General features: G+C 43.0%; 24 protein-coding genes and 1 pseudogene. 16 read left to right on the forward strand and 9 right to left on the reverse strand.

Annotation, left to right across the window (positions count from 1 at the left end):
* Positions 1 to 147: 147 nt before the first annotated feature.
* Positions 148 to 1,476, reverse strand: a complete 1,329-nt coding sequence (locus H538_RS0108550) for an FAD-dependent oxidoreductase (protein ID WP_026677258.1) — start codon at positions 1,474 to 1,476, stop codon at positions 148 to 150.
* 170 nt (positions 1,477 to 1,646) lie between these two features.
* Between H538_RS0108550 and H538_RS0108555 the strand changes: the two genes are divergently transcribed.
* The 3 genes from H538_RS0108555 (at position 1,647) to prmC (ending at position 3,990) form a co-directional block, all read left to right on the forward strand.
* Entirely contained in the window at positions 1,647 to 1,979 is a 333-nt protein-coding gene (locus H538_RS0108555) for a hypothetical protein (protein WP_026677259.1), read from the forward strand.
* 71 nt (positions 1,980 to 2,050) lie between these two features.
* Positions 2,051 to 3,124 carry a peptide chain release factor 1 gene (gene prfA, locus H538_RS0108560; RefSeq protein WP_026677260.1) on the forward strand — a complete coding sequence of 358 codons (1,074 nt, stop codon included), beginning with the start codon at positions 2,051 to 2,053 and terminating at the stop codon, positions 3,122 to 3,124.
* Positions 3,124 to 3,990 (forward strand): peptide chain release factor N(5)-glutamine methyltransferase, encoded by an 867-nt coding sequence (prmC, locus tag H538_RS0108565; RefSeq protein ID WP_026677261.1) that lies wholly within the window; start codon positions 3,124 to 3,126, stop codon positions 3,988 to 3,990. The genes prfA and prmC overlap by 1 nt, the downstream gene beginning before the upstream one ends.
* 100 nt (positions 3,991 to 4,090) lie before the next feature.
* Here the strand turns inward: prmC and splB are convergent, their stop codons facing one another.
* Together splB and H538_RS0108575 are read right to left on the reverse strand one after the other, a co-directional pair.
* Positions 4,091 to 5,119: a spore photoproduct lyase gene (splB, locus tag H538_RS0108570; RefSeq protein WP_026677262.1), complete on the reverse strand. Its 1,029-nt coding sequence runs from the start codon at positions 5,117 to 5,119 to the stop codon at positions 4,091 to 4,093.
* A complete protein-coding gene (locus tag H538_RS0108575; protein WP_026677263.1) occupies positions 5,116 to 5,379 on the reverse strand; it encodes a transcriptional regulator SplA domain-containing protein in 264 nt (87 codons plus the stop codon). Before H538_RS0108575 ends, splB begins: the two co-directional genes overlap by 4 nt.
* Before the next feature lie 289 nt (positions 5,380 to 5,668).
* On the opposite strand from H538_RS0108575, the gene H538_RS0108580 reads away from it, so the two are divergent.
* Positions 5,669 to 6,097, forward strand: a complete 429-nt coding sequence (locus H538_RS0108580; protein WP_026677264.1) for a YugN family protein — start codon at positions 5,669 to 5,671, stop codon at positions 6,095 to 6,097.
* Between the two features lie 48 nt (positions 6,098 to 6,145).
* Here the strand turns inward: H538_RS0108580 and H538_RS0108585 are convergent, their stop codons facing one another.
* Genes H538_RS0108585 through H538_RS0108595 form a run of 3 tightly spaced genes read right to left on the reverse strand, consistent with a single transcriptional unit; the run spans position 6,146 to position 9,703 of the window.
* Positions 6,146 to 8,014, reverse strand: coding sequence for a PTS fructose transporter subunit IIABC (locus H538_RS0108585; RefSeq protein WP_026677265.1), 1,869 nt, complete (start codon positions 8,012 to 8,014; stop codon positions 6,146 to 6,148).
* A gap of 16 nt (positions 8,015 to 8,030) precedes the next feature.
* Positions 8,031 to 8,948, reverse strand: a complete 918-nt coding sequence (gene pfkB / locus H538_RS0108590; RefSeq protein WP_026677266.1) for a 1-phosphofructokinase — start codon at positions 8,946 to 8,948, stop codon at positions 8,031 to 8,033.
* A complete protein-coding gene (locus H538_RS0108595) occupies positions 8,945 to 9,703 on the reverse strand; it encodes a DeoR/GlpR family DNA-binding transcription regulator (RefSeq protein WP_026677267.1) in 759 nt (252 codons plus the stop codon). Before H538_RS0108595 ends, pfkB begins: the two co-directional genes overlap by 4 nt.
* Positions 9,704 to 9,948: 245 nt before the next feature.
* Between H538_RS0108595 and spoIIR the strand changes: the two genes are divergently transcribed.
* From spoIIR to H538_RS0108620, 4 genes are all read left to right on the forward strand, one after another.
* Entirely contained in the window at positions 9,949 to 10,596 is a 648-nt protein-coding gene (gene spoIIR, locus H538_RS0108600; protein WP_026677268.1) for a stage II sporulation protein R, read from the forward strand.
* Positions 10,597 to 10,663: 67 nt separating this feature from the next.
* Complete coding sequence (locus H538_RS23410; RefSeq protein WP_051291398.1) at positions 10,664 to 11,098, forward strand: GNAT family N-acetyltransferase; 435 nt, start codon at positions 10,664 to 10,666, stop codon at positions 11,096 to 11,098.
* 127 nt (positions 11,099 to 11,225) lie between these two features.
* On the forward strand, positions 11,226 to 12,278 hold the full coding sequence (locus H538_RS0108610) for an L-threonylcarbamoyladenylate synthase (RefSeq protein WP_035350447.1): 1,053 nt from the start codon (positions 11,226 to 11,228) through the stop codon (positions 12,276 to 12,278).
* An 820-nt stretch (positions 12,279 to 13,098) separates the two neighbouring features.
* The gene (locus H538_RS0108620) at positions 13,099 to 14,820 is read left to right on the forward strand and encodes a pyruvate oxidase (RefSeq protein ID WP_026677270.1); all 1,722 of its coding nucleotides are present in this window, start codon (positions 13,099 to 13,101) and stop codon (positions 14,818 to 14,820) included.
* Positions 14,821 to 14,869: 49 nt separating this feature from the next.
* On the opposite strand, the gene H538_RS26060 is transcribed toward H538_RS0108620, so the two are convergent.
* Positions 14,870 to 15,046 carry a hypothetical protein gene (locus tag H538_RS26060; RefSeq protein ID WP_154657935.1) on the reverse strand — a complete coding sequence of 59 codons (177 nt, stop codon included), beginning with the start codon at positions 15,044 to 15,046 and terminating at the stop codon, positions 14,870 to 14,872.
* A gap of 246 nt (positions 15,047 to 15,292) precedes the next feature.
* Here H538_RS26060 and H538_RS0108630 point away from each other — a divergent pair, with 246 nt between their 5' ends.
* From H538_RS0108630 to H538_RS0108645, 4 genes are all read left to right on the forward strand, one after another.
* Complete coding sequence (locus tag H538_RS0108630; protein WP_026677271.1) at positions 15,293 to 16,459, forward strand: glycosyl hydrolase family 18 protein; 1,167 nt, start codon at positions 15,293 to 15,295, stop codon at positions 16,457 to 16,459.
* A 251-nt stretch (positions 16,460 to 16,710) separates the two neighbouring features.
* Positions 16,711 to 17,898: an AI-2E family transporter gene (locus H538_RS0108635; RefSeq protein WP_026677272.1), complete on the forward strand. Its 1,188-nt coding sequence runs from the start codon at positions 16,711 to 16,713 to the stop codon at positions 17,896 to 17,898.
* A gap of 28 nt (positions 17,899 to 17,926) precedes the next feature.
* Complete coding sequence (locus tag H538_RS0108640; RefSeq protein WP_026677273.1) at positions 17,927 to 18,832, forward strand: diacylglycerol/lipid kinase family protein; 906 nt, start codon at positions 17,927 to 17,929, stop codon at positions 18,830 to 18,832.
* Positions 18,833 to 18,941: 109 nt separating this feature from the next.
* Entirely contained in the window at positions 18,942 to 19,784 is an 843-nt protein-coding gene (locus H538_RS0108645; RefSeq protein ID WP_081412613.1) for an STAS domain-containing protein, read from the forward strand.
* A gap of 28 nt (positions 19,785 to 19,812) precedes the next feature.
* Here H538_RS0108645 and H538_RS0108650 read toward each other — a convergent pair whose 3' ends face one another.
* Positions 19,813 to 20,409, reverse strand: coding sequence for a hypothetical protein (locus H538_RS0108650; RefSeq protein WP_026677275.1), 597 nt, complete (start codon positions 20,407 to 20,409; stop codon positions 19,813 to 19,815).
* A 397-nt stretch (positions 20,410 to 20,806) separates the two neighbouring features.
* On the opposite strand from H538_RS0108650, the pseudogene mtnK reads away from it, so the two are divergent.
* From mtnK to H538_RS23420, 3 genes and pseudogenes are all read left to right on the forward strand, one after another.
* Positions 20,807 to 22,027 (forward strand): annotated as a pseudogene (gene mtnK, locus H538_RS23415) (S-methyl-5-thioribose kinase).
* Positions 22,028 to 22,059: 32 nt separating this feature from the next.
* Positions 22,060 to 23,115 carry an S-methyl-5-thioribose-1-phosphate isomerase gene (gene mtnA / locus H538_RS0108660; RefSeq protein ID WP_026677276.1) on the forward strand — a complete coding sequence of 352 codons (1,056 nt, stop codon included), beginning with the start codon at positions 22,060 to 22,062 and terminating at the stop codon, positions 23,113 to 23,115.
* A gap of 16 nt (positions 23,116 to 23,131) precedes the next feature.
* Positions 23,132 to 23,839: a class II aldolase/adducin family protein gene (locus H538_RS23420; RefSeq protein ID WP_051291399.1), complete on the forward strand. Its 708-nt coding sequence runs from the start codon at positions 23,132 to 23,134 to the stop codon at positions 23,837 to 23,839.
* 89 nt (positions 23,840 to 23,928) lie between these two features.
* Here the strand turns inward: H538_RS23420 and H538_RS23425 are convergent, their stop codons facing one another.
* Positions 23,929 to 25,758, reverse strand: coding sequence for a PAS domain S-box protein (locus H538_RS23425; protein WP_051291400.1), 1,830 nt, complete (start codon positions 25,756 to 25,758; stop codon positions 23,929 to 23,931).
* A gap of 183 nt (positions 25,759 to 25,941) precedes the next feature.
* Here H538_RS23425 and H538_RS0108675 point away from each other — a divergent pair, with 183 nt between their 5' ends.
* Positions 25,942 to 26,499 (forward strand): manganese efflux pump MntP, encoded by a 558-nt coding sequence (locus tag H538_RS0108675; protein ID WP_026677277.1) that lies wholly within the window; start codon positions 25,942 to 25,944, stop codon positions 26,497 to 26,499.
* The last annotated feature ends 304 nt before the right edge of the window (positions 26,500 to 26,803 follow it).

Below are 26,803 nucleotides of genomic sequence, written 5' to 3' on the forward strand. Positions count from 1 at the left end.
GCCGGAGCTCTTCGGCAAATAAAAAGCGGGTTTTGGAAAATAAAATGGGCATTTTAGAAAATAAAATTTAGATTTTGGAAAATAAATCACTAAATTTGGCTTAAAAAATAAAAAAAGCATTCAAACTTGTTCTCAAGTTTGAAGGTTTTATTTCACACGTCTTGCCGCTTGTTGTAGCGGATCCCACACACCGTTAAATGGAGGAGCGTAAGAGAGATCCAAATCTTCTAAGTCATGCAGTGTCATCCCATTATATAAGGCGACTGAAAGAACGTCGATGCGCTTGTCTACACCCTGTTTTCCGATGATTTGGCCGCCTAATAAACGTTGGCTGGTAACGTCATAAACTAATTTAATGTGTTGGCTTTCCGCCCCGGGATAGTACCCTGCAATGTCTTTTCCTTTAAATTGAATGGAATCAGCGTTGAAATGAAGCTGTTCTGCTTCTTTAAATGAAAGCCCGGTTTTGCCGAGAGAAAGGTCCATAAATTGAATGATCGATGAGCCGACAATCCCTTTAAATGTACGGCGAATTCCAGCCATATTTAATCCGGCAATCCGGCCCTGTTTATTCGCTGTCGTCCCGAGCGGAATATGGTCATTGATTTCTTTTATTCGGTGATAATGGGTCGCGCAATCGCCGGCAGCATATATATTTTCAACATTCGTTTCCATGTAAGGATTTACGATGATCGCTTTTTTTCGGTTTAATTGAATTCCGGTTCCCTCAAGAAAGTCTGTATTTGGTTGAACGCCAACGGAAACGATGACGAGATCGGTTGCATATGAGTTTTTATTCGTTTCAATAAACTGAACTCGTCCATTTCCTTTGAAACCTTGAACTTCTTCGTTTAAGCAGACATCGATGTGATGCTTTTTCGCCTCGTCATGGATCAAAGCCGCCATATCTTCGTCAAAAATGTTGGCTAATTGAGAACCACGTTGAATGATTCGAACTTTTTTACCTAAACGGATCAAGTTTTCCGCCATTTCGAGTCCGATATAGCCTCCGCCAATAATCGTAATATCACGTGATTGTTCAAGATCCGGCAGCAAGTTTTCGACATCAGGAATCGTTTTGATCACGTGTATTCCTTGAAGATTGTTTCCTTTCCAGTCCGGCATGAGCGGATGGACACCTGTTGCAATCAATAACTTGTCGTAAGAAATTGTAAATGGTTTTCCGGTCGCTGTATGTATACCCATTACTTTTTGTTCGTTTGGATCGATTTTTTGCACTTCATGCTCTACCCGTGCATCAATCCCATACTTTTTTCGAAAGGTAGCGACATCCCGGGCAATGAGCCGCTCGGTCGATGGAATTAATCCGCCGACGACATAAGGGAGGCCGCATTGACCATAAGAATAAATCGTTCCTTTTTCAAGAGTAATGACATTGGCTTTTTCGTCATGTCTGACAATTTGCATCGCAGCGCTCATTCCGGCAGCATCACCGCCAATAATGCAGTAATTCATTTCATTTCCCCCTCGTTTTGATGAGAGTCCCCTTTCCTCATACAATAAGTGGAAGGAAGAGGATGTTCATACGTTAGTATACCCTGTAAAAAACAAGAAGTAACCCTTTTATGACGACCAAGAACTGACTCTCTCTTTCGAACATTCATAGAGAGAGGTGGGAACAAATCATGCTTGAAATCAAATCAAATGGGGCCGATTGGAACGATCCGCCGAATCCGCTAACGGTATTGTATAAAAAGCTTGAACAAAAGCCGCTTGACCCGATTTATGAATCGATTGGCAATTTCATCATTAATGTAAATCCGGTAACCGTCACTCAAAACGACCGCCGTTACAGTGGATGCAAGCAGTTTATCGGCCATTTTGCCACGATTCCATTCGTCTTTAACATTATTACTGATGAAAAAGTAGTAATCGAACGTTTGACAAAAGCGATTCGGATGAACCAGGAGCGGGCCGATTATGCAGCGCTGAAAAACCGGACGAATTCATTTACATAAATCTCATTTTGACGGCATTTCTAAAAACTATTATAATTATACTGTTATGCCATTAAAATGAGGTGAAGAGCGTGTTTGAACGTTTGGAAACAATCGAAGCTCGTTATGATAAGTTAAATGAACTGTTAAGTGACCCGGAAGTCATTAACGATGCCAATAAATTACGTGAATATTCGAAAGAGCAATCTTCTTTGCAGGAGACGGTTGCCGCCTATCGTGAGTATAAAGAAGCGAAAGAGCAGCTTGATGAGGCGAAAATGATGCTCGAAGAAAAGCTTGACCCGGAAATGACGGCAATGGTGAAAGAAGAGATTGCCGATCTTGAAAGCAAGCTTGAAGATTTGACGCAAAAGCTGAAAGTGTTATTATTGCCAAAAGATCCGAATGATGAAAAGAACGTTATCGTTGAAATTCGTGGGGCTGCCGGCGGTGACGAAGCAGCTCTATTTGCCGGTGACCTTTATAAAATGTACAGCCGCTACGCGGAAATGCAAGGCTGGAAAACGGAAGTCATCGAAGCGAATTATACGGAACTCGGCGGCTATAAAGAGATTATTTTTATGATTAACGGGAATGGCGCTTATTCCAGGTTAAAATATGAAAATGGCGCTCACCGCGTCCAACGTGTTCCTGCAACGGAGTCCGGCGGCCGCATTCATACGTCTACGGCAACGGTCGCAGTTTTGCCGGAAGCGGAAGAAGTCGAAGTGGAAATCCATGAAAAAGATATCCGCGTTGATACGTTTACATCGAGCGGACCTGGCGGGCAATCGGTTAATACGACGCAGTCAGCCGTTCGTTTGACGCACTTGCCAACAGGGATTGTCGTATCGTGCCAGGATGAAAAATCGCAAATTAAGAACAAAGAAAAGGCGATGAAAGTTCTCCGCGCCCGCGTATATGACAAGTTCCAGCAAGAAAAGCAAAAAGAGTACGATGAAAACCGCAAGTCGGCGGTTGGAACCGGGGACCGTTCGGAGCGGATCCGCACATATAACTTTCCGCAAAACCGCGTGACGGACCATCGCATCGGCTTGACGATTCAAAAATTGGATCAAATTTTGCTCGGGAAAATCGATGAAATTATCGAAGCATTGATTACGGAAGATCAAACGAGCAAAATGAAGGCGCAGGCGGAAGAATAATGGAGAAAAAAGTGTTCGAGGCCCTGAACGGGGCTTCTTCTTTTTTAACCGCGTGCGGCAGAGAAGGGTTTGCCGCGGAAATTTTATTGCGCCATATATTAGGCGGGATCTCGCGGACGGAAATGCTTCTCAAAATGAATGACGTCCTAAAGCCGGATGAAGAGAAGCGTTTTGACGATGCGGTTCAAAAGCATGCGGATGGCATTCCCGTTCAATATATTACAGGTGAGGAATCCTTTTACGGAAGATCGTTCAAAGTAAATAAAGAAGTGCTTATTCCACGGCCGGAGACGGAAGAGCTCGTGCAACAAACGCTCAGCCGAATTGAGAAAAGGTTTTCCGATAAAAAATTAATCAAGGCTGTCGACGTCGGAACGGGCAGCGGCGCCATTTCGGTTACCCTTGCCCTTGAAAACAAACGGCTTGATGTATATACCGTGGATATTGCTTCTGAATCCATTGAAGTCGCGAAAGAAAATGCCAAAAGGCTCGGGGCGAAGGTTACGTTTATCCATGGCGATCTTCTTCAGCCTTTCATTCAGGCAGGAGAAAAAGTCGATGTCGTTATTTCCAATCCGCCATATATTCCCGATAAAGACATTATGGAACTCGAGACGATCGTGAAAGACCAGGAGCCGTACCGGGCACTCTCTGGCGGCGAAGACGGTTTTGTATTCTACCGCAGATTTATGGAAGAGCTCCCGCTTGTTTTAAAGGGCGAGGCCATTGTCGGCTTTGAAGTCGGAGACGGACAGGCTCAGACGGTCGCAAAAATGCTTAAAGACACCTTTGCCGAAGCAAAAGTGACCATTGAAAAAGACATCAACGGAAAAGAACGTATGGTGTTTGCCGAGATTGGTTTTTAGTTTGTAAAATAGAGATTGTCCAGAAAATCATTTTTCAATGACTTCTGAACAGTCTCTTTTAAATACTAAAGTTGACCCAAATTGCATTTTTAATTCAAACCTAAGTGAAATATTCTAATTTTGCATTCGGGAAAAATTTATTCATATAGTTTTGAAGGTGTTGTTTTATATCTTCTTCTTCATTCTTCTGGTAAATGTATTTTCCAATTCCGTATTTTCCCCATTTGTACCGTCTTTTGTCTTCTTCTAACTCTAGTTTTGTCATGGGGTAGTTTTTTTGGATTACTTTCTTTGCAGGCTTTGTAAAGCGATGTTGTATAAATTCAAAAGTTAAATCTTTTCTCGCTTCTAGCGGCAATTCCGCATCCAAAAGTTCAAACATATGGTAGTATCCTTTTTCCCACCCTTCATGAAGATAGATTGGAGCTACTATAAATCCAAGTGGATACCCAGCCCTTGCGACTTTCCCTGCAGCCTCAATTCTTTTCTCTAAAGAAGAAGTCCCGGGTTCAAAGTACTTAATAACATAATCAGCATTAACACTAAAACGAAATCTTGTTTTTCCGTTATGTTTTGCATCCAGTAAGTGATCTACATGATGAAACTTAGTAACAAATCTCAAATTCCCATGCTTCGACTCTCCAAAATGTTCAATCGCCCGTTTTAATGTATGAGTGAGATGATCAATCCCAACAATATCGGATGTACAAGATGCTTCAAATCTGGTTAGTTTGGGAGCTCGTTCTTCTATATATTTGTCTGCCGCTTCCAGGATTTCGTCTACATTTACATAAGTACGGATATAAGGCTTACTCCCCATAGTTGTTTGCAAATAGCAGTAATGACAATGACCCATACAACCTGTTGCCAATGGAATTGCATATTCTGCAGATGGTTTTGAGGTATCAAATTTAAGAGTTTTTCTGATTCCAACCACCAATGTAGACTTAGCCACCCGATATTTCTGAAAACTGTTTTCACCGGGTAGGTTCCGTATTTGATTATGTGAGGTAGTATACCGGATTTCCAAATCCATTTTTTTAAATTTCTCCATAAGCTGTTTTCCTAATGGATAATTCAAAGAATCAGGTTCAAAATAGACGAGTTTAGGTATAAATGGCTTAATTATTCAACATCTCCTATGAAAAAATTTCCGTAATAGTAATTGTAAGCCTGGCGGGCTTCTTCCTCTGTAGCATAAATAGCTATATCACTTGATAATGGATAATATGATTCGTATAAAAACAAAGCCATACCGGCAGAATTTTCTGGATTTTTTACAACTGCTGCAGCCTGTATGTTTGCAACATCCTGAGTATGCGGATTTCGATAAAAAACATAAACAATATCTCCGGGTTGATACGTTTGATTTTCGTTATGTAATTCCACTTTCATCACCTTATTTTTATAAAATTAAGTAAGTAAGAAACTTGCTTTTGTAGTTTAAACCAATTTTGAGAATTTTATTTAGAAAAAGTTAGTAACGTTCATTGCCACCCATTTATCCATACGGGGTTAAATTGATAATGAGATCTAAATTTATTAGTTTTCTCTTTCATTCACAATTTAGACTAGATGGTACACCGTTATGATCGACATGAGTTTTCGAGTATTCTTGATGCGTTTTTAAATTTTTGGAAACAATAGTAGTAAAAATCCCTATTAGAGGTGACTAATAATGCTTAAGCTAAACTCAGTTATTACAGGAAAAAGGACTTATTTTGGTATTGCTAGAGAAGTATTTGAATCACATGGCTGTAGTTTCTGCAGTAATTTTGAATATCATCACGGAAAATTTGATAGCGTTTTATGGGGGGAAGGTGGGGAAACTATTTATTTAAGAATCCCTTTTAAAGTTCTGGAAGGAGAATTGGATCATTCTAAAGCCTATATTGAATTTGGGACACCTTATGTTATTAAGCATGTAGTGCATGTTGGGTTAGACTATGATGAAAACTCATTATTAACTACGACCACAGGACTTAATCAATTCCAGGAACCTTTGGATAAAGACGGATTAATAAGAGAAAAGAGCAGGTGGGTATTAGCTGGGGAACAAGTGGTAGAACGAGTATTGGGTTCCATGAATGAATTACTTAGCTCCTAAATATTTATAAAAAAAAACGAAGCCATCCTGACTTCGTTTTTTATTTGCTTAGTGTTGCGGCTTTTTCCACAACCCGTATATGACGCCGGTAATGATGGCGCCGATGAGGACGGCTAAAATATAGAGCCATGCGCTGCCGTTGACAAATGGGATGACGAATATTCCGCCATGAGGGGCGCGCAGGCCAATATGGAAAAACATGGCGAGCCCGCCTGCGATAGCGGAACCGATTACGCTTGAAATAATAACGCGAACCGGGTCAGCAGCCGCAAATGGAATGACGCCTTCGGTAATGAAGGATGCTCCGAGCACATAGGCGGTTTTCCCTGCGTTTCGTTCGGTCGTTGTAAACTTGCGCGCAAATAGTGTGGTCGCGATCGCCATGCCGAGTGGCGGAACCATACCGCCAGCCATCGTTGCGGCTTGAGGGAAGAAATTCCCGGCATCGATCATCGCCAGGCCAAATGTATAAGCGGCTTTATTGATCGGACCGCCCATGTCGATGGCCATCATTCCGCCTAAAATAATACCGAGTAATACGAGATTGGATGTACCAAGGCTATCGAGCCAATGTGTCAGCGCCTTCATGATGTTGCCGATTGGCTTATCGATAATGGTCATGATCATTCCCGTAATCAACATGCCGAAAACAGGATAGAGCAAAACAGGCTTTAAACCTTCCAGGGATTGTGGCAGCGATCCGAATACCCGTTTTAAAAGAACAACGCTGTAACCCGCTAGAAAACCTGCGATCAATCCCCCAAGAAAACCGGCTCCGCTTGTCGCAGCCATAAATCCGCCGACGACACCGGGAGCAAGGCCTGGGCGTTCAGCAATACTGTAAGCGATATAACCCGCCAGAATAGGAACCATGAGCGCCATGGCATGCTTGCCGCCGATATCATTTAACGCAGCCGCAAAAGCGTTATATTGCGGCGAATTAGGGTCGGCAGAATGAATGCCAAAGATAAAGGAAATGGCAATTAATATCCCGCCGCCGACGACAAATGGAAGCATGAACGATACGCCGTTCATCAGGTGGCGGTAAAAAGCCGGCTGCTTTCCTTTGGCGTGTTGCGTTTCTTCTGATGCAGCAGATTTTCCATCGCCTTTATAGATCGGTGCCTCGCCCGAGACGGCCTCATTAATCAATTGTTCGGGTCGGCGAATCCCTGCTGCTACAGGCACCTGGACAACATGTTTGCCTACAAACGGCGAAAGATCAACTTTTGTATCGGCAGCAATAATAACACCGATCGCCTCTTTAATATCTTCTTCTGTAAGGGCATTTTTCACGCCGGTTGACCCATTTGTTTGTACTTTAATGTCATAGCCCATCTCTTTCGCTTTTTCTTTTAAAGAATCAGCGGCCATGTACGTATGAGCGATGCCAGTCGGGCAGCCGGTGACAGCGACAATCTTTCCTTTCGCGGCAAGTCCGGGTTCAGAAAGTTCTTGTTCGGTTTCTTCTTCGCCTTTGAATAACTCGATAATGTCTTCTTTTGTCTTTGCGCTCATCAGTTTTTCGCGGAAATCTGCTTTCATTAAATAGGTTGATAGTTTTGAGAGCGTCTCAAGGTGTTCATTGTTGGCGCCTTCACTTGCAGCAATCATGAATACAAGGTGGGCGGGCTGGCCGTCAAGGGATTGATAGTCTACGCCGGCTTTTGAGCGTCCAAAAGCGATGGCAGGTGTTTTAACCGCACTCGTTTTTGCATGGGGGATGGCGATTCCTTCTCCAATCCCGGTAGTCGACTCTTCTTCCCGTTTAAATAAGGCATCGCGATATCCTTTAAGATCATTGAGCTTCCCTGCTTCTTCTAATACTTGAGAGAGCTCATGAATGACTTCTTCTTTTGTTTGTGCTGTAAGGTCAAGCACAACGGATGAAACCGATAATAAGTCTGTGATTTTCATTAATTTCACCACCAATTTATTCTTTAAATAAATGGACGTTCACGAGTTTTACAAGTTCGTCCGCCATTTCTTTTGTGCAAAGATCGACATGGAAAGCTGTCGCACTGCCACAGGCGATCCCGTATTGAAAGGCGCTGATCAAGTCGCCTGTTTCCGTAAATTTTGCAATAAAACCGGCAACTAGCGAATCGCCAGCCCCAACGGAATTGACGACCTGGCCCGTTGGAGGCTCGGCAATCCAGGACTGCTCTTTCGTGAGTAAAGCGGCTCCCTGGCCTCCCATCGAGACGATGACCACTTCAATTCCTTTTCCAATAATGGATCTTGCATGGAGACAGGCATCTTGCAAAGTTTGAACCGATGCTCCGGTCAATTCCTCCAGTTCGTGTTGATTCGGCTTGATGAGAAATGGCTTGCTTTTCAAAGACTCTTTCAATGCGCTACCGCTCGTATCAATGATGACACGGGCTCCTTTTCCCTGGGCGATTTCGGCAAGCGTCTGATAAACGGTAACCGGAACGCTTGACGGAACGCTTCCAGATAAAACAAGAATGTCTCCCGCTTGAAGCGTTTCCAATTTCGTATAAAAATGATCGACTTGCTCTTCGGTTATGTCCGGGGCCTTGCCATTAATCTCCGTCTCGCTTCCATGGTGAATTTTAACGTTAATTCTCGTTGGAGCTTCCGTCCGGGTGAAATCTGCTTCAATTTGTTCGGATTCAAGCGCCTGACGGATAAAATCGCCTGTAAATCCGCCGGCGAACCCCAATGCTTTGCTTTCGATCCCGAGCTGCCTTAAAACACGCGAAACGTTAATCCCTTTGCCCCCGGGCAAATATTGCTGGCGGGCCGCACGGTTCAGCATTCCTTTTTCAAATTGGTCAAGCTCTACAAAATAATCCAATGACGGATTTAATGTAACGGTATATATCATGGTGTCACCACTTCTACTTTTGTTTTTTTCTTATAAGGATCAAGCTGCTGTTGATCGTTGACATCGTTCGTAATTAAAGTGACGTCTTCCATCTCACAAACAAAGCTAAATGTCGTCTTCCCGAGCTTTGAGTGGTCGGCCAATACAAACACCTCCGTGGAAGCGTTCGCAGCCGTCTGCTTCACAAATGCTTCTTCAGGATCGGGTGTCGACAAACCGTGTTCAAGATGAACGCCATTGATTCCAAGAAAGCATTTGTCAAACCGATAGTTTTTTAATGATTCGACGGCTCCCTTTCCGATTAACGCTTTTGTCATTCCTTTGACTGAACCACCAATTAAATACGTTTTAATGTTGCGCTCAAGCAATCGCTCAATATGGGTCAAGCCGTTTGTGACAACAATGGCGCCTGGCGGAAGATCATCGATCATATAAAATGTTGTAGTTCCTGCATCCAGGAAGAGGCAATCCCCGCTTTTTACAAGGGAAGCGGCGAATCTCGCAATTGCCCGCTTTTCGGCTTCATGCTGGCTTAGCCTTTGTGCGATGGTCGTTTCCTCCGACTTGACGGATGGTTCACGCCACTGGGCTCCCCCGTGAAATCGCGTCAGCTTTCCTTCTTGTTCAAGCTGGACTAAATCACGGCGTATGGTTGATTCGGACGTTTCGGTCGCCGCAGACAACTCTTGAACGGTAGCGACCTTTTGTTCCTGCAATAGTGAAAGAATGAAACGATGCCTTTCCGGTGTTAACATAAACTTTCTCTCCTTTATATGTATAGTAAATGATAAAATGCGCAAAATCAATCATAAATAATCACATTCGATTAAAAATGATCAATTGAATGATTATTTATGCTTATTTTTAACTAATGTACCATAAATAAAAGATTTGCAGTTTCATAGTATGAACCCCCGTATCTTTGTCCACAATGTGGATAGAAGGGAAAACGGATGCACAGGGGCACCCGCAACTGTGGATAAGGAGAGGGGAAAAGAAAATGAAGAAAAAGCATGTAATGATGGTTTTACTATTCTCGCTTTTAGCGATGGTTATAATGTACGAAACACAGTCAAAGACAGCGTCCGCAACGATGAACAGCTCTGTGAAAATTCCAAATGAAGCGATTCGCCTGCGCATTTTAGCAAACAGTGATTCAGACAAAGACCAGGCTATTAAACAAAAAGTCCGGGATGAGGTCAATCAACAAATCAATACGTGGGTTGCTGATTTAACGTCGTTTAAACAGGCACATGTTGTTATCCGCAGTCATCTACCTGAAATTAAAAAAATCGTCCGGGCAAAACTTCATGAGCTTGGCGCCGATGAAACATTCACTGTTCAATTTGGCAAAGTGCCGTTTCCAACGAAAATGTATGGGGATTACGTATATCCAGCCGGGAAATACGATGCGGTTTTAATTACGTTAGGGAAAGGAAAAGGCGCTAATTGGTGGTGTGTATTATTCCCTCCATTATGCTTCCTTGATTTTGAAAATGGAGATGCGGTAAAAGCGGACGGCAAAACGAAATCGAATGCAGCGCAACAAGTAAACGCACAGCCAGAAAAGGAAGAAGTTCATGTAAAGTTTTTCCTTGTAGAATGGCTTTCTGATTTGTTTCACGCGATCGGCAGTCTTTTCTCTTAACTTCATGCATATTTTCTCTTACACCTTTCATAGACTAATAGAAACGCATTGGATGAGGTGAGAGAACATGACGGTGACGCTAAGAACGGCAACTGTGAATGATACGGAAAAACTATTGCAATTCGTCGATCAAGCCGGTCTTCCATCAAGCGGTATAAAAGGATGGATTGAAAATTATCTTATTGTCGAAAATGAACATAGAGAGATGATAGGAACGGTAGGCCTCGAAAAAGTAAAAAACGATGGCCTGCTTCGTTCTTTCGTTTTAAAGCAGGAATATTCGAATGAGACTTTATTTCTACGCTTAATCCGGGAAATTTTGCTATACTCTAAAGAAAAAGAAGTACACACGCTTTATTTATTAACGAGGGCGCCTTATTTATTTGAAGCGTTGTCGTTCGAGCAAGTGCCAACAGAGCAAACTCCCGAACATATCGAAAATACGCTGCACTATCAAAACCTTGCGAAGGAAGAGGTCGTGCTTTTGAGCTACCAATTTTAAATCGGTTACTTGCATCAGACAAAATACGGAAATTTTGAATGTTATCCACATTATACACTACGATGTGGATAAAACTGTTGATATGTATACGGTTTAGCTCTTGCAAGGTTGGAAGGGAATTTTATGAATGGAAATACATGATACGAAAATCTGGACTGTGGATAAAATCGACGGAAAAATAATGGATTGTCCACAAATTGAAGAAGCCTCTTTGTGGATAAAAAAGAATGAAGTTGTCGCCTTTCCGACGGAGACGGTATACGGATTGGGCGGCAATGCTTTGTCAAATGAGGCTGTTGAGCGAATTTTTGCCGCAAAGGGAAGGCCGGGCGATAACCCGTTAATTGTCCATATTGCCGATGAAACGCAGTTAAATGGCCTTGTTTCACATGTACCCGAACAGGCGAAAAAGCTGATGGAAGCTTTCTGGCCGGGGCCATTAACGCTCATCCTGCCAAAAGGGGAACATGTTGCAAGTAAGGTTACTGCCGGTCTTTTGTCAGTAGGTGTACGAATGCCGAGCCATCCCATCGCTCTGGCGTTGATCCAAAAGAGCGGGCTGCCCATTGCCGCCCCGAGTGCGAATTTGTCCGGAAAACCGTCGCCGACAACCGCCGGGCATGTGTATAGCGATTTAAAAGGGCGCATTCCCGGAATTATAGATGGCGGTTCGACAGGCGTAGGCGTGGAATCAACGGTTGTCGATTGTACGACTGACGTGATAACTATTCTTCGGCCAGGGGGGGTGACGAAGGAGGAGCTTGAAGCGGTCGTTGGTAACGTTCAGTTTGACCCTGCTCTTCATGATCATAAAGAAGCCCCGAAGTCACCTGGTATGAAGTATACCCATTATGCTCCAAATGCGCCTTTTATTCTTGTGGATAGTGATCCGGAATTTTTGCAAAAACTTGTGGATAAAGATAAAGCCTGCGGTAAAAAGGTTGGAATACTAACAACCGGGGAACGAAAAGATGTTTATCACGCCGATGTCGTTATCCCATGCGGGTATCGTTCTGATTTAAAAAGTGTTGCCCATTCTTTGTATGACGCGCTAAGAGCGTTTAATGAAACAGATGTCGACATCATCTACGGAGAAGCGTTTCCTAAAAAAGGAGTCGGAGTAGCGATCATGAACCGGCTCGAGAAGTCAGCCGGCGGAAAAGTAATAACAGAGAATTAAAAAAATCCCCTATAAAAGGGGATTTTTTTAGCATGCGCTGCTCAGTTGAAAAAACGTAAAATTGAGCGATAACACCGCACAATTGATTGATAAGAATCCCAGAATGATTGACAACACGCAGACATTGACTGATAAACGAAAAATTGAGCGATAACACCGCACAATTGATCGATAAGAATCCCAGAATGACCGACAACGCGCAAAAATTGACCGATAAACGAAAAATTGAGCGATAACACCGCACAATTGATCGATAAGAATTCCAGAATGACCGATAACGCGGAAGAATTGACCGATAAACGAAAAATTGAGCGATAACACCGCACAATTGATTGATACGAATTCCAGAATGATCGATAACGCGGAAGAATTGACTGATAAACGTAAGATCGGCCGATTGCTCAGCACCATTTTCATAAGGAGATTAGCGAATACGCTGCTTTTTTTGGAGTGCGGCAACCGCTACTAATAGGAGATATCGTTCACGGGGAGTCAAGCGGAGCCAGTCTTTCGCTTTATACATCATTTTGAACCGTCCTCCCTTCCTTTTATGTTCGACGTCTTATTACTTGTTTACATTGCCGCATTGCTTTTGAAACAAACATTTTTGTGTTAAAAACTTTTTTACAAAATCGTTGAAAATTCAACGGCAACCGTCATGATTTCTAAAGACAGGTTGACGTATTGTGTAGGCTTTTGCTTAGAAAGTGAGAGTTTTGAAAAATGATGTAAACAATTATTTTAAAAAAGTTGATGTTTGGATGGGCGTGTAGAACGGGAATGGGGATACCACGGTACATAAATGATGAGGAGGGATTGAATGTTTAACAAACGGGCAGGTGAAGTGTTAATCGATTTGCTATTGGAATGGGAGGTTGACCATATTTACGGTGTTCCAGGGGATTCCATTAATCATGTGATCGAAGAATTGCGCAAAGTGGAAGATAAAATTAAGTTTATTCAAGTCCGCCATGAGGAAGTGGGCGCGCTGGCTGCGGCCTCTTATGCGAAGTTAACTGGAAAGATCGGAGTCTGCTTGTCGATTGCGGGGCCAGGTGCGGTTCACCTATTAAACGGGTTATATGATGCAAAAGCGGACGGGGCGCCGGTACTTGTATTAAGCGGTCAGGTTAACTCTGAACATCTAGGAACGGATGATTTCCAGGAACTGAATCTTGAGAAAATGTTCGATGATGTGGCCGTCTATAACAAGCAAATTACGAATGAGGAACAATTGCCAGACCTGGTAAATCAAGCGATCCGGACAGCTTACGCGGAGAAAGGTGTCGCCGTCTTAACCATTCCTGATGACATTCCAACGAAAAGGGTAAAAGGAAAATGGACACGTAAATCGGCGATTCGGGCAAAATCGGACCTCTTTCCTAAACAGGATGATTTAGAACAGGCGATAACGCTTATTAACAAGGCGGAAAGACCAGTCATTTTAGCGGGCAAAGGTGCTGGACATGCTCGTGAAGAATTAGAACAATTTGCGGAAAAAATTGCAGCGCCAATCGTTGTCAGCCTCCCGGGAAAAGGAGTGATTCCGTGCGATCATCCTTATAACCTCGGTAATTTAGGGCAAATTGGAACAAAACCTGCATATGAGGCGATGGAAGAAACCGACTTGCTTATTATGATTGGCACTTCCTTTCCATATCGCGATTATTTGCCGGAAGATGCGCCAGGCATTCAAATTGATTGTGATCCGACACAAATTGCGAAACGATACCCGGTCGACGTCGGTTTAGTCGGGGATTCGAAGGCGACGCTTCAATGGTTGAATGAACATTTGGCGAGAAAGGAAGATCGTGTCTTTTTGGAAGCCTGCCAGGAAGCGATGGAAAATTGGCGGGAGCATATTCATAAAGATGAAGTAGAACAATCGACTCCGATCAAGCCTCAACAGGTGATTCACCACTTGCAATCAATTGTCGAAAAAGATGCCGTCCTCTCTGTTGATGTTGGCAATGTGACGGTTTGGATGGCCCGTCATTTCCGCATAACGGAACAAAAAATGATCATATCAAGCTGGCTGGCAACAATGGGCTGTGGATTGCCGGGGGCTATTGCCGCGAAACTAGCCTATCCTGAGCGGCAGGCGGTTGCCGTTTGCGGCGATGGGGGATTTTCGATGGTCATGCACGATTTCGTAACGGCTGTTCGCTATAAACTGCCGATGATTGTTGTCATTTTAAATAACGAAAGGCTTGGAATGATTAAATATGAGCAGCAGGTTGCCGGCCACTTAGAATATGAAGTCGATCTAGCCCCTTTTCATTTTGCAAAGTTTGCTGAAGTTTGCGGAGGGGAAGGCTACCGGGTTGAACGTTATGAGGAATTGGTGCCGGCGTTAAAAAAGGCGGCGCTGGCCGAAAAGCCGGTTATCGTTGATGTCGTTATTGAAGATGAACCGCCTCTTCCCGGGAAAATTACGTACGGGCAGGCGGCGGGCTACAGCAAACATGTCTTGAAAAAATTCTTCCAGGAAAGAAAAGTTGATTTGCCGCCATTAAAAAAGGCCATCAAGCGGTTAACGTAAGTAAAAAAGGCTAGAAACCTTAGAGGTTTTTAGCCTTTTTTCATTAAACTTAATCTTCAGAATCTGCAGGGCTACAGTTAATTTCTTCAACAGTAAACGGCTCGCCGGTTCCAATTTCAATCGCTTCAACTTGTCCGTTGGCGATTGTTACAACTTTTCCCGTTTTTCCGATATGTTCTTCCCCTGCGATAACTTCAATGAGATCTCCTACTTTAACACTAGCCAAAAGAATGTCCTCCTTGGAATGGATGTTTTTACTAGTATTATAAAAGTTCTTTTGGAAAATTCCTATTCGATTCTTTAAGAAGAATGTTATGGCCGAAGTTTCGTAAATTGCCCAGATGGTTAATGTAAATGTTTCTCTCCAAAAGGCCGTCGAACAAAGACTGCTCAAATGGCGTTCCGCTCCAGAGCTTCCGAATAATTCGCAAGAGAAGTTGGGAAAATAGGAAGAAACATAAGGAGTGTTTACATGCAAAAGCTAGTGCCAGTCATTCTTGCCCTTACTTTAGCTCTTGTTGGGTGCGGAGGAAATGAGCAGAAGCGTGGGGCTTCTTCCAACACAAAAGAAAAAATAAATCCTCATCCCCGCGTCCAGCAAATCCAAACCAATTTAAAAAAACCGAAAGAAATAACACCATTAGAAACGAGGCACGGGAAAAGCCCGATCGATACCATTGGATTTTTGGAACCGACAGATGCTAAAAAAGCCGTTTCGGATGTCGCTAGCGTAGGAAAACATCTTTCGTATGTAGCGTTTTTCAGCTATCGGGTAAAGCCAGACGGAAGTTTTATCCCGCTTAACGATAAGATGGCGCTTTCTGCTACACGGAAGTCCGGTGCAACCCCGATGATGGTCGTCACCAACTTTTCTGAGGGAAACTTTTCCCCGGCTATCGCCCATGCCATTTTTACTGACAAAAAAGCTTCCAACCAATTGATTCAAAATGTGATTAAAACGATGAAGGCAAAAGGGTACAAGGCGTTAAACATCGACTTTGAACATATCCGGCCAAAAGACCGCCAGTTGTACAACGGTTTTCTTGAAACGATCATACCTGAGGTTCATAAAGCGGGGTTCAAGGTCTCAACCGCATTGGCTCCGAAAACAAGCGCTGAACAAACAGGGCCGTGGCACGGTGCCCACGACTATAAAAGGCATGGGGAACTGGCTGATTTCGTTGTCCTTATGACATATGAATGGGGCTGGTCAGGCGGCCCTCCGATGGCGGTGGCGCCTATTCCGCAAGTACGCAAGGTGATTGATTATGCGGTATCCGTTATCCCGCGTGAGAAAATAATCATAGGAGCCCCGCTTTATGGCTATGATTGGACCTTGCCTTACAAAAAGGGAGGGCCTTTTGCTAAAAGAATCGCCCCACAAGAAGCGATGGACATGGCGATAAAGGAACGCGCCAAAGTACAGTTTGACAACACATCACAGGCTCCTTACTTTTATTATACGGACAAGAATAGTAAAAAACATGTAGTCTGGTTTGAAAATGAACAGAGCGCCCAGGCGAAGTTCAATCTTGTAAAGCAATACCATTTGCTTGGCACGGCGTATTGGGTTCTTGGAGAGCCGTTTCCGCAAAATTGGACGTTGCTTGAAGATCAATTTATAATTAAAAAACCATAACGAATTGTGACCTGCCGTTTGCGTAAACGACAGGTCGTTTTTGTTCATCATTATGAGGCCAGACGTTGAGAAATATCCTTATTCATGGGTATGATAATGGAGGGTCTTAAAAAATAAAGTGTCATTGATCGTGAGGAAATTTTATAAATAAATGTGTATTTCAGTGTAAGATAAGAGTTGATAAAATCAATGGCGAAAATAAACGAATCAGAGGGGCACGAACTTGATTTTTACGACAAGGAGTGGGGACTTTGGAACATAAGAATCCTAAAGGAACAGTTTTTAAAGAAAAGATTTTAAACAGCAAATTTGTAGTTTATACGATCATTGTATGCATCGTAAGCATAACGATCTTTGCCTTATCGAAAATTGGATTTGTGTTAATCCCGTTTGCGATTTTTGTAAAGACGATTTTTTTGCCGATTATTTTAGCCGGTATTTGCTTTTATTTATTTAATCCGTTAATCGATTTTTTAGAGAAAATCGGGGTTAAAAGAATGATCTCGATTTTGATCTTGTACATCGTCATAATTGGCGTCATAGCGGTCATTATCTCATCCGTGATACCGCCATTAACGGCCCAAATTCAAAGTTTGATCGATAATATTCCTCAATTCAGCCATGATATTCAGGAGACGGTAAGAAAAGTCTCTCATAATAAATACGTTGAAAAAGGCATGCAATCTATCAACACAGATATCGAAAAAATATCAAAAAATGTGTCAGGCTACTTGAGTAAATTTGTGGCCGGTTTTTCGCAAGGCGTGCTCTCATTTGTTGGCACTGTCACTGAAATTGTATTATCCATAGCCGTATTGCCATTTATCCTCTTTTATTTATTGAAGGATGGGAAGAAATTGCCGGCATACATTGTGAAGTTTTTGCCGAACCAAACGCGTCCGGAAGCGAAACAAATTTTAAGCGATATGAACCATGCGTTAAGTTCTTACATTCGTGGACAAGTATTTGTCGCTTTATGTATTGGCATTTTGCTTTTTATCGGCTATTTAATTATCGGGTTAGACTATGCCCTGCTCCTGGCGATTATCGCGATGGTGACAAACGTTGTCCCGTATTTAGGACCGATTATCGCCATTTCGCCGGCCATTATTATTGCGTTTATTAGCTCGCCTTTTATGCTTTTAAAATTAGCAATTGTATGGGTCATCGTCCAATTGCTTGAAGGAAAACTAATTTCTCCGCAAATTATGGGGAAAACGTTGCATATTCATCCGATTACCGTTATTTTCGTGATCTTAACGGCAGGGAACCTTTTTGGCATCATCGGCATTATTTTGGCGGTTCCAGGGTATGCCATCTTAAAAGTGATTGTTACACATCTTTATCAATTCATTCGGCTCCGTTCCAATATGTATTCGGATGCAAAGATCGTCACCAACGAGGCGCGGGTAACTATTAGACCAAAACATGAGGAATAAGGTCGATCAATAGGAGAGGAGAACTAGAATGAAGAAAGCGGCGATTATCCTTAATCCAACAGCTGGAAACCGCAAGTTGGCTAACTCCATCGATGTCATAAAAGAACGGCTGCTTGAAGGTTTTGATCAGGTAGCTATTCATGAAACGAAGGAAAAAGGGGATGGGGCGAAAATCGTTTCGTTACTGGCGGAAGAAGTTGATCTTCTGATTGGGGCTGGAGGAGACGGAACGATTTATGAAATAGTAAATGCGCTATGTCCGCTTAAAAAAAGGCCGGCATTTGCGATTATTCCCGGTGGAACGTGCAACGACTTTTCCAGAACGATTGGGATGAATCAAGATCCATTAATCGCCGTGGAACAAATTCTCAAGAAGAAAACAGAGCAAGTCGATGTCGGGAAATGCGATAAACAGTATTTCTTAAATTTCTGGGGAATTGGGCTTATCTCGGAAGTTTCAGCCAATATTGAGACGGACAATAAACAGCGATTAGGAAAGCTCTCTTATTACATAAGTGCAGGGAAAACCGTGTTTCAAAGCAAGTCTTTTCATTTAAAGGTAAAAAGCGATTCGGTTTCTTACGATGATGATGCTGTCATGCTGCTCATTGGAAATGGAGCGTTCTTAGGAGGCTTTCGGGCCTTCTTTCCCGAAAGCGATATCCAGGATGGGTTGCTCGACGTCTTGATTGTCAAAGAGGCTTCTTTGCAACATGTCTGGACATGGTTTCAATCGAAAGTGCATAACCAATTTCCGGATGGAGAAAACGACGGCCTCGTTTATTTTCATGCAGAAAAGCTGGAAATCGAAGCTTCACCTGTGCAGGAGATTGATTGTGATGGGGAAAGAAATTTCTGCACTCCTTCACGCATCTCCGTTCTCCCGGCACATCTCACCGTCCTTGTAGGCGATTATCCATTCATCAATCGATAGCACGAAAAAGGTTTGCCTTATCCGGCAAGCCTTTTTAAAAGTTTATTCTTTTACTATTTTTTACTATAATGAAAGGTAAGAGTCTTCCAAAATTATAGGGGGAATAAATGTGTGGAACAATCAAGCACTTTATGATTATTTACTTGAAAAGTCAGAGGAAATGTCGAACGAGTGGCTACATTCAAGAGAGCTGAATATCAATTCCATTTATTCATTGAGTGCAGCGGAAGAAGTGACGGAAAGGCTCATCGAACAAAACATTCGGTTAATTCATACGTTAGCAGAAGCGTTTACACAAACGAAAGAAGATACATTGAAAAATGCTACGGACTGGGCGTTTGAAATTGCAGCTGATCGGGCAAGAACCGACACTCCGATTCTCGATGTCATTCAAAACTTTCAGCTGTTTCGCAATATTTTTTGGAGACAAATCCTGACTTTTATAGAGCAAACGTCTTTAACGATATCAATGAGAGAAGCGTTAGAATGGTCTCACGTTTTCCACACAACGTTCGATAAAATTACGGAGAAATTCATCCAGGAATATCAAGAGATTATGAGAACCCGCCTGAATGCCCAACAAGCAATGATTAATGAACTAAGTTCCCCGATTATCCCGATTGCAGAAGAGATTGGCGTATTGCCGATTATCGGGGAAATTGATACAGGGCGGGCAAAATGGATTTTAGAATCGACGATGGATCAGGCGCTACATCTCCGTCTATCCCATCTATTTATCGATTTATCCGGAGTGGCTATCGTTGATACGATGGTTGCCCATCAAATTTTTCAAATTATCGATACGTTAAAACTTCTAGGAGTACAAGTCACCCTCTCCGGAATCCGGCCGGAAATTGCCCAGACGGCAGTTCAATTAGGACTTGACTTCCACGGCATCTCGATCAAAAGTTCATTAAAGGAAGCTTTAAAAAATATTGGTTTTAAAAAATAGAAACAGCTCCCTCAAGTGAAAAGGCCGTTCATGAAACCGATTTTTCCATATCGTAAAGTTCCATGTTTAACAGTCGAATCCGATTGTTTAATGTTTGTTTTTCTTTCGGTGTTAATTTGACTTGCTCAGGCCAATGAAAGACGAATAGCCCGACTAAATCATTGGTTTGGATATGATAAAATGGCACGGACCATAATGAATGGCAAGGCTGGCATTCTGGATGGCCTGTTAACTTTTTCTGTATCGAGTTACTTGTGGCAGATGCCAGATGTTCCTGCTTGCGCAAAGAGGTTAAAATGGATGGCACCGAAAGGCCATTCAATTGAATGGCACAGGAAGTTGGGATGGACGGGGAGGCGCCAAAGTAAAACTTCCCGGATTGTTTGTGAAAGAGTAATAGCGTACAGGAAGCGGGAGTGTACAACTGTTCCATTTCAAGACATAAATTTTTCATGATCGGCTGCCAGACAATGAGGCGATAATGAAATGTGCTAATTAAGTTCTGCTTGATCGCCCCTTTGATTTGTTGTTGCAGCCCGGGAATGCCGAAGATCCGGATATCCCGGTATTTCATAAACTTATTTAGAGCGGAACGAAGCTTGAACGCTCTAACTAGATTAACCATATCGTTCTCCTCCTTTTTGATAGAGAAGATGTCAAAGTGCGATGAGTATCGTTTGTGAGCACTAGCCTTTGCTGTATTCAAAACGTGGTATATTGTCTAACAGTACCACATTGCATGGAAAATTAAACATAAAAAAAGACGAGAAAGAGGTTTGCTGATGGCGGCAAGCCTCTTTCTTCGCCACACCGTATAATGAAAGAGTGCCATCGCATCCGGGCGGTCGAATGTTATAAAAGAGGGCTGATCGAATGAACGAAAGAGTCGTTTGCCCGGCCTTTCTCCGGCGTATTATAGGGAGCGGCCTGGCTGAATATTGCTCATTGACACAACTTTCACCCTATTCTAAGATCAAAGATAGAAATGCTGCAATCGTTTCGATTAGGTGGGAGGAGATACAATGGGCTATCGTACATTAACGGAGCAAGATGTCATTTTCTATTTACAAGAGAATGTCGATTTCTTTGACAAAGATGCACAGTTAACGAGCAAAGAAATCGGCGATGGGAACTTAAACTACGTTTTCCATGTGAAAGATGCGGTAAGCGGTAAAAGTGTCATTTGTAAACAGGCTCTTCCGTATGCGAAAGTCGTCGGGGAGTCATAGCCGCTGACAATCGACCGGAGCCGAATCGAATGTGAAGCGTTAAGGGCGGAATATGATCTTTGTCCGGACCTCGTTCCGAAAGTTTACCATTTTAATCAAGAGTTAGCCTTAATTGTGATGGAAGACTTATCGGATTACACGATTATGCGTAAAGGGCTCATTCAGCATGAACAATATCCGGAATTTCCAAAACAAATCGGGCATTTTCTCGCCAAAACCCTCTTTTACACGTCAGACCTTGCGATGGATCCGTTTGAAAAGAAGAAAAATGTGCAAAAGTTTACCAATCCAGAGCTTTGCAAAATTACGGAAGACCTCGTGTATACAGACCCGTTTTATAACGCTGAAACGAATGCTTATAATCCTGAACTGGAAGAGGATGTAAAGGCGTTATGGGGGAACAACGAATTAAAGCTTGAAGTGGCCGAACTGAAGAAGATTTTTATGACGAAAGCAGAAGCGCTTCTGCACGGTGATCTTCATACGGGGAGCATCTTCGTCACGAAAGAAAAGACGAAAGTAATCGATCCGGAGTTTGCCTATTACGGGCCGATGGGATATGATGTCGGGGCATTGATCGCTAATTTCCTCTTAAACTACAATGCCCAGGAAGGCCTTGACCGAACGGAAGAAGAGAAAAAGGCAACGCGCGACTATCTCGCTCAGTCGGTTGTTGATATATGGGAAACGTTTGAACATGAGTTTCGAAACTACTGGTATCATGAGAAAGAGGACGGGTTCTTTAATGAGCGGCTATTAAAAGATTACCAGGATCGTTATATGAAAGAAGTTTTCGAGGATACGATCGGGGTAGCGGGGCTTGAATTAATCCGCCGGACCATCGGGCTGGCCCATGTGGCTGACCAGGAAAGCATTCAAGATCCCACACGGCGCGCGCTGGCGGAAAGGGCCTCTCTTCAATTGGGCGAGAAATTGATTATGAAACGAAAAGAGATCGGTAGCATTCGTAATTTAGTAGAATTCGTTGCGAATCAAACAGCGGTGAAAGCTTAAGTGTTCGCGAAAGGTAAAGGAGACATCGAAGGATGACAAAAGTAAAAGAAATTCGCTCCATTGAGTGGAAGGATGATCATTTATATTTGCTCGATCAGACGGTATTGCCGCTTGAGACGAGATTCCTTGAAGTCGGTACAATTGAAGAAGTTTGGGACGCGATCAAAAAGCTAAAGGTTCGCGGCGCGCCTGCCATTGGTGTGGCAGCCGGATATGGGCTTTATCTCGGGGTGAAAGAGGCACCGGAAGAAAGCTTCGCAGCATTTTACAACAAGTTTCAGGAGAAAAAGGAATATCTTGCTTCCTCCCGGCCAACGGCGGTCAATCTTTTCTGGGTGTTAAACCGCCTGGACAAACTCGTGCAAAACAATCGAAACGAATCGCCGGCACAATTGAAAGAGCTGATATTAACGGAAGCCATCCGTATTCATGAAGAGGACGAGGAAGTATGCCGCGCGATTGGCGAACACGGGCTCCCACTTTTGAAAGAAGGAATGGGCATTTTAACCCATTGCAACGCGGGCGGCATTGCTACGGCACGTTACGGCACCGCTCTGTCGCCGATCTATTTGGCGCATGAGGCAGGCATGAAGCTGAAGGTATATGCGGATGAAACGCGCCCGCTATTGCAAGGGGCGAGACTTACTGCATGGGAGCTGCAGCAAGCCGGCATTGATGTAACGCTGATTACGGATAATATGGCCGCATATGTGATGAAAAAAGGATTCATTGATGCGGTGATTGTTGGCTGTGACCGCGTCGCGGCAAATGGGGATACGGCCAATAAAATTGGAACGTACGGGGTGGCTGTTCTTGCAAGAGAGCACAACATTCCGTTTTACGTTGCTGCTCCTCTATCAACGATCGATCCAGGAACGGCGTGCGGAGACGAGATCGAAATTGAAGAGCGGCTTGCTGAAGAAGTAACGGAAGGATTCGGCCGGCGAACCGCACCGTATGGCGTGAAGGTGATGAATCCAGCGTTCGATGTCACGCCGAATGAATACATTACCGCTTTTATTACGGAAAAAGGGATAGTAAAACCAGACTACAAAGAGAATTTGAAAAAGCTTTTTACGCTTGCTTAGAAATGGGTTGGATGGAATGAATCATCATGATGTAAAAGAAGAAATTTGCCGTGTCGGGAAGCTCATTTATGACAAAGGCTTCGTTGCGGCGAATGATGGGAATATTTCCGTTAAAGTGGCCGAAGATCGAGTGATCACGACTCCGACCGGCGTCAGTAAAGGGATGATGACACCTGAGATGATGGTAACGGTCAATCTGGATGGAGAAGTGATCGATGGCCAGTTGAGACCGTCTTCCGAGTTGAAAATGCACCTTCGCGTCTATAAGGAACGGCCGGACGTTCAGGCTGTCGTTCACGCGCATCCGCCGCATGCTACTGCATTTGCGATTGCCGGCATACCGCTCGATAAAGCAATATTGCCAGAGGCAGTCGTTACTCTTGGGACGATTCCAATTGCCGAATACGGAACACCGGGTACGGAAGAGATTCCTGACTCAGTGGCAAAGTATGTCAAGGATCATAACGGATTATTGCTGGAGAGCCACGGCGCTCTCACATGGGCGAAAGATTTGATGTCTGCTTATTTTCTTATGGAAAGCCTGGAGTTTACAGCAACGATTTCGTTTTATGTCAAACAGCTAGGGGCCGAAAGACAGCTATCTACGAGCCGGGTGGCCGAACTAAGAGAGATACGGGAACGAATGGGTATCACCGGGAAGACGCCGGACGGCCTCTCTTCTCCAGACGGTCGTTCGATTGTTGACCCGAAAGAAAGGCGCTAAACCGCCATACTTTAAAACCAGTAATTGAATGAAAGTCGAACCACCTCCGCTTGAATGTTGGAGGTGGTTCTTCGTCGTTGAACATAACCTCAGGAACTCTGCCCTTTAATCGGAAGATGTATGGAAAAGATGCTTCCTTTTCCAATTTCACTAGAAATGTGGATTTTCCCTCCATGGTTTTCGATGATCTTAAAACAAATCATCAGTCCTAAGCCGGTTCCTTTTTCTTTCGTTGTGTAAAATGGTTCTCCGAGTGTTTTTAGCCGGTTCGGAGGAATGCCGCAACCTTCATCCTTAAACGAGATGACCAATTCGTTATCGGCTTGTTTCACGTTAATATATACGTTTCCGCCGTCAGGCATCGCTTCAATGGCATTTTTCAAAAGGTTGATAAATACTTGCTTCATCTGGTCTTCGACACAAAGAATGGATGGCAAATCACTCTGGTAATGATAATAGATTTGCACATTCATTAAAATGGCCTGAGTTTTTATTAATGAAATGACATGCTCAATTAGTGTACTTATATTGGTTAACGTAAAATTCAAGACCTGGGGCTTTGAAAGCAGCATAAATTCACTGACAATGCCGTTAATCCGATCAATTTCTGATAACATGATTTCAAAATAGTCCCTGTTTTCAGTTGCCGTCGACTGAAGTAGCTGCAGGAATCCTTTGATTGAAGTTAATGGATTTCGAATTTCGTGTGCGACTCCGGCTGCAAGCTGGCCTAAAACGGATAATTTATCCGACTTTCTTAACATTTCTTCCGTCTTTTTGCGATCCGTGATATCGCGTGCGACGACTACAATGCTGTTAATTCGACAATCCTCTCCGACAACGGGGGTAACGCTCGCTTCAAGAAATACCCATTTGCCGTCTGCATGCTTGCATCTCACTTCTAATTTAACGGGTTTTTTTGTATGCATTAGATTTCCAAGTAATGATGTCAATTGGTCGATATCATCAGGATGGAAAAAGTCGAAGGATTGTTTTCCAATTTGCTCGTTTGCCTCATACCCTAGAATCGTTTTGATCGATGGAGAGGCGTAGTTAATTTTGCCGTAGACATCGATGACACAAATTAAATCTGTTGTATTTTCAGCGATAATCCGGTATTTTTCTTCACTTTCTTTTAATGCTTCTTCTCTCTGTTTACTTTTGGTAATGTCCCGCGAAATGACGGAGAAAGCGGTAATCTGGCCTTCCTCATTAAAAATCGGGGATAAAGTTAAGCTTGAATTGATGGGTGTACCATTTTTATGGATTCGCACGGCTTCATAATTTTTAATTTGGACTCCTTGAGCAACAAGGGTTGTTAACCGAAGGGCGTCTTCCAGGTCCCACTCGGGAACAATGGGCATGATCGGGCTTTTGCGATTCGACAAATCTTCCTGTTTCCATCCATAGATTTTTTCAAACGCGGGATTGACACGGACGGAGTTGTCTTCAAAATTTGTAATGGTAATGGCGTCAGCTGAATTCGTAAAAAGCGCTTCCAAATATTCTTTTGTCGCAATAAGTTCTTTCTCTTTCTGCTTTTTTTCCGTTATGTCCAGGCAAAACCCGATAATTTCAATTACCTTCCCGTCCTGCCGTATGGGGCTAATGGCTGTTAAATATGGAATGCCTGCATAGTTTCCTTCATAAGATAAACTTTCGCCGTTCCAAACTTTGTTATAACTTTCGATTTTAAACTCAAGCAAATGTTCTGGTACTATTTCTTCCAGTTTCTTTCCTTTCATATGTTCAGGGCCACAGCCAAATTGTTTAAATAATTCTCCATCTGCTTCGGTACAAATAAACGTTCTGCCTATTTTTTTCAACTTAAAAAACAGACTAGCTTGTTTTGTCGTCGCTTCCATTAGGCACGTTTGAGGACCGTTGCTGGTCACATAAGTTGTTTCGGTGTTCTTCATTCTAAGCGTCCTCCTTTTGACCCGTATCTTGTTATAATAAAAATACGTCAAAAGTCATGAATTACCTTCTATTTTTTAAATTAACGTAAAGTTGCGAATGTTCGAAAACCTCGTTTAGACATATCCTCATTCTATTCCCCTCTGGACATGCATAGATTGAAGTAATGGAGGAGGGGGGACCGCATGAATATCAGTACAATCGGGGAATGGTTAACACTTTTTTTTATGTCATTTGCTCTTGGAATGGATGCCTTTTCCATAGGACTGGGGATGGGGATGCTAGAACTCCGCCTTCGTCAAATTTTAAAAATAGGAATAACGATTGGTATTTTCCATATGGCGATGCCGCTTGTCGGATTAACGTTAGGAAGGCAAATCTCGGAACATTTTGGCGGAATAGCTGCAATGATCGGCGGCTTCTTGCTGCTTCTGCTCGGGATCCAGATGATTCGCTCCTCTTTTCAATCAGGAGGGCAGCCTTTTGTTCAACCGGTTGGCGTAGGATTATTTGTTTTCGCGATGAGTGCCAGTCTTGATAGTTTTTCCGTCGGTTTAAGTCTCGGCATTTTTGGTGCGCGGACATTTGTCACCATTATGATGTTTGGTTTGATGAGCATGATTTTAACATGGTCAGGCCTGCTTGTCGGGAGAAAAATGCAAGAGTGGCTCGGAACATACAGTGAGGCTCTAGGAGGTTTTATTTTGTTTGCTTTCGGGATTAAACTCCTCTTGCCAATATAGGCAAAGTAGTGCCCTTTCAGTTAAGAAAGTTCTTATTTTCAAGAATCCATTTTCGCCTGTAAAAAAATAAAAAAATAGAAGCAAAAAATAGGATCAAACTTCTCTAGTGTGGTGCTATTTTCATGGCATTTGGACAATAAACAGTGGATTTCCGACAATAAATCTATTCCATCGGACAATAAATGGCCTGTGTCGGACAATAAATTTAGTATTTTGTACACTTATTTGTCCAAAAGTAAGATGTTATTGTCTAAACCGATGACTTATTGTCTAAATAAGAGCACTTATTGTCCGAGAACGAAAT

Origin of the sequence: Fictibacillus gelatini DSM 15865 (assembly GCF_000430745.1) — a bacterium.
Classification (GTDB): Bacteria; Bacillota; Bacilli; order Bacillales; family Fictibacillaceae; genus Fictibacillus_A; species Fictibacillus_A gelatini.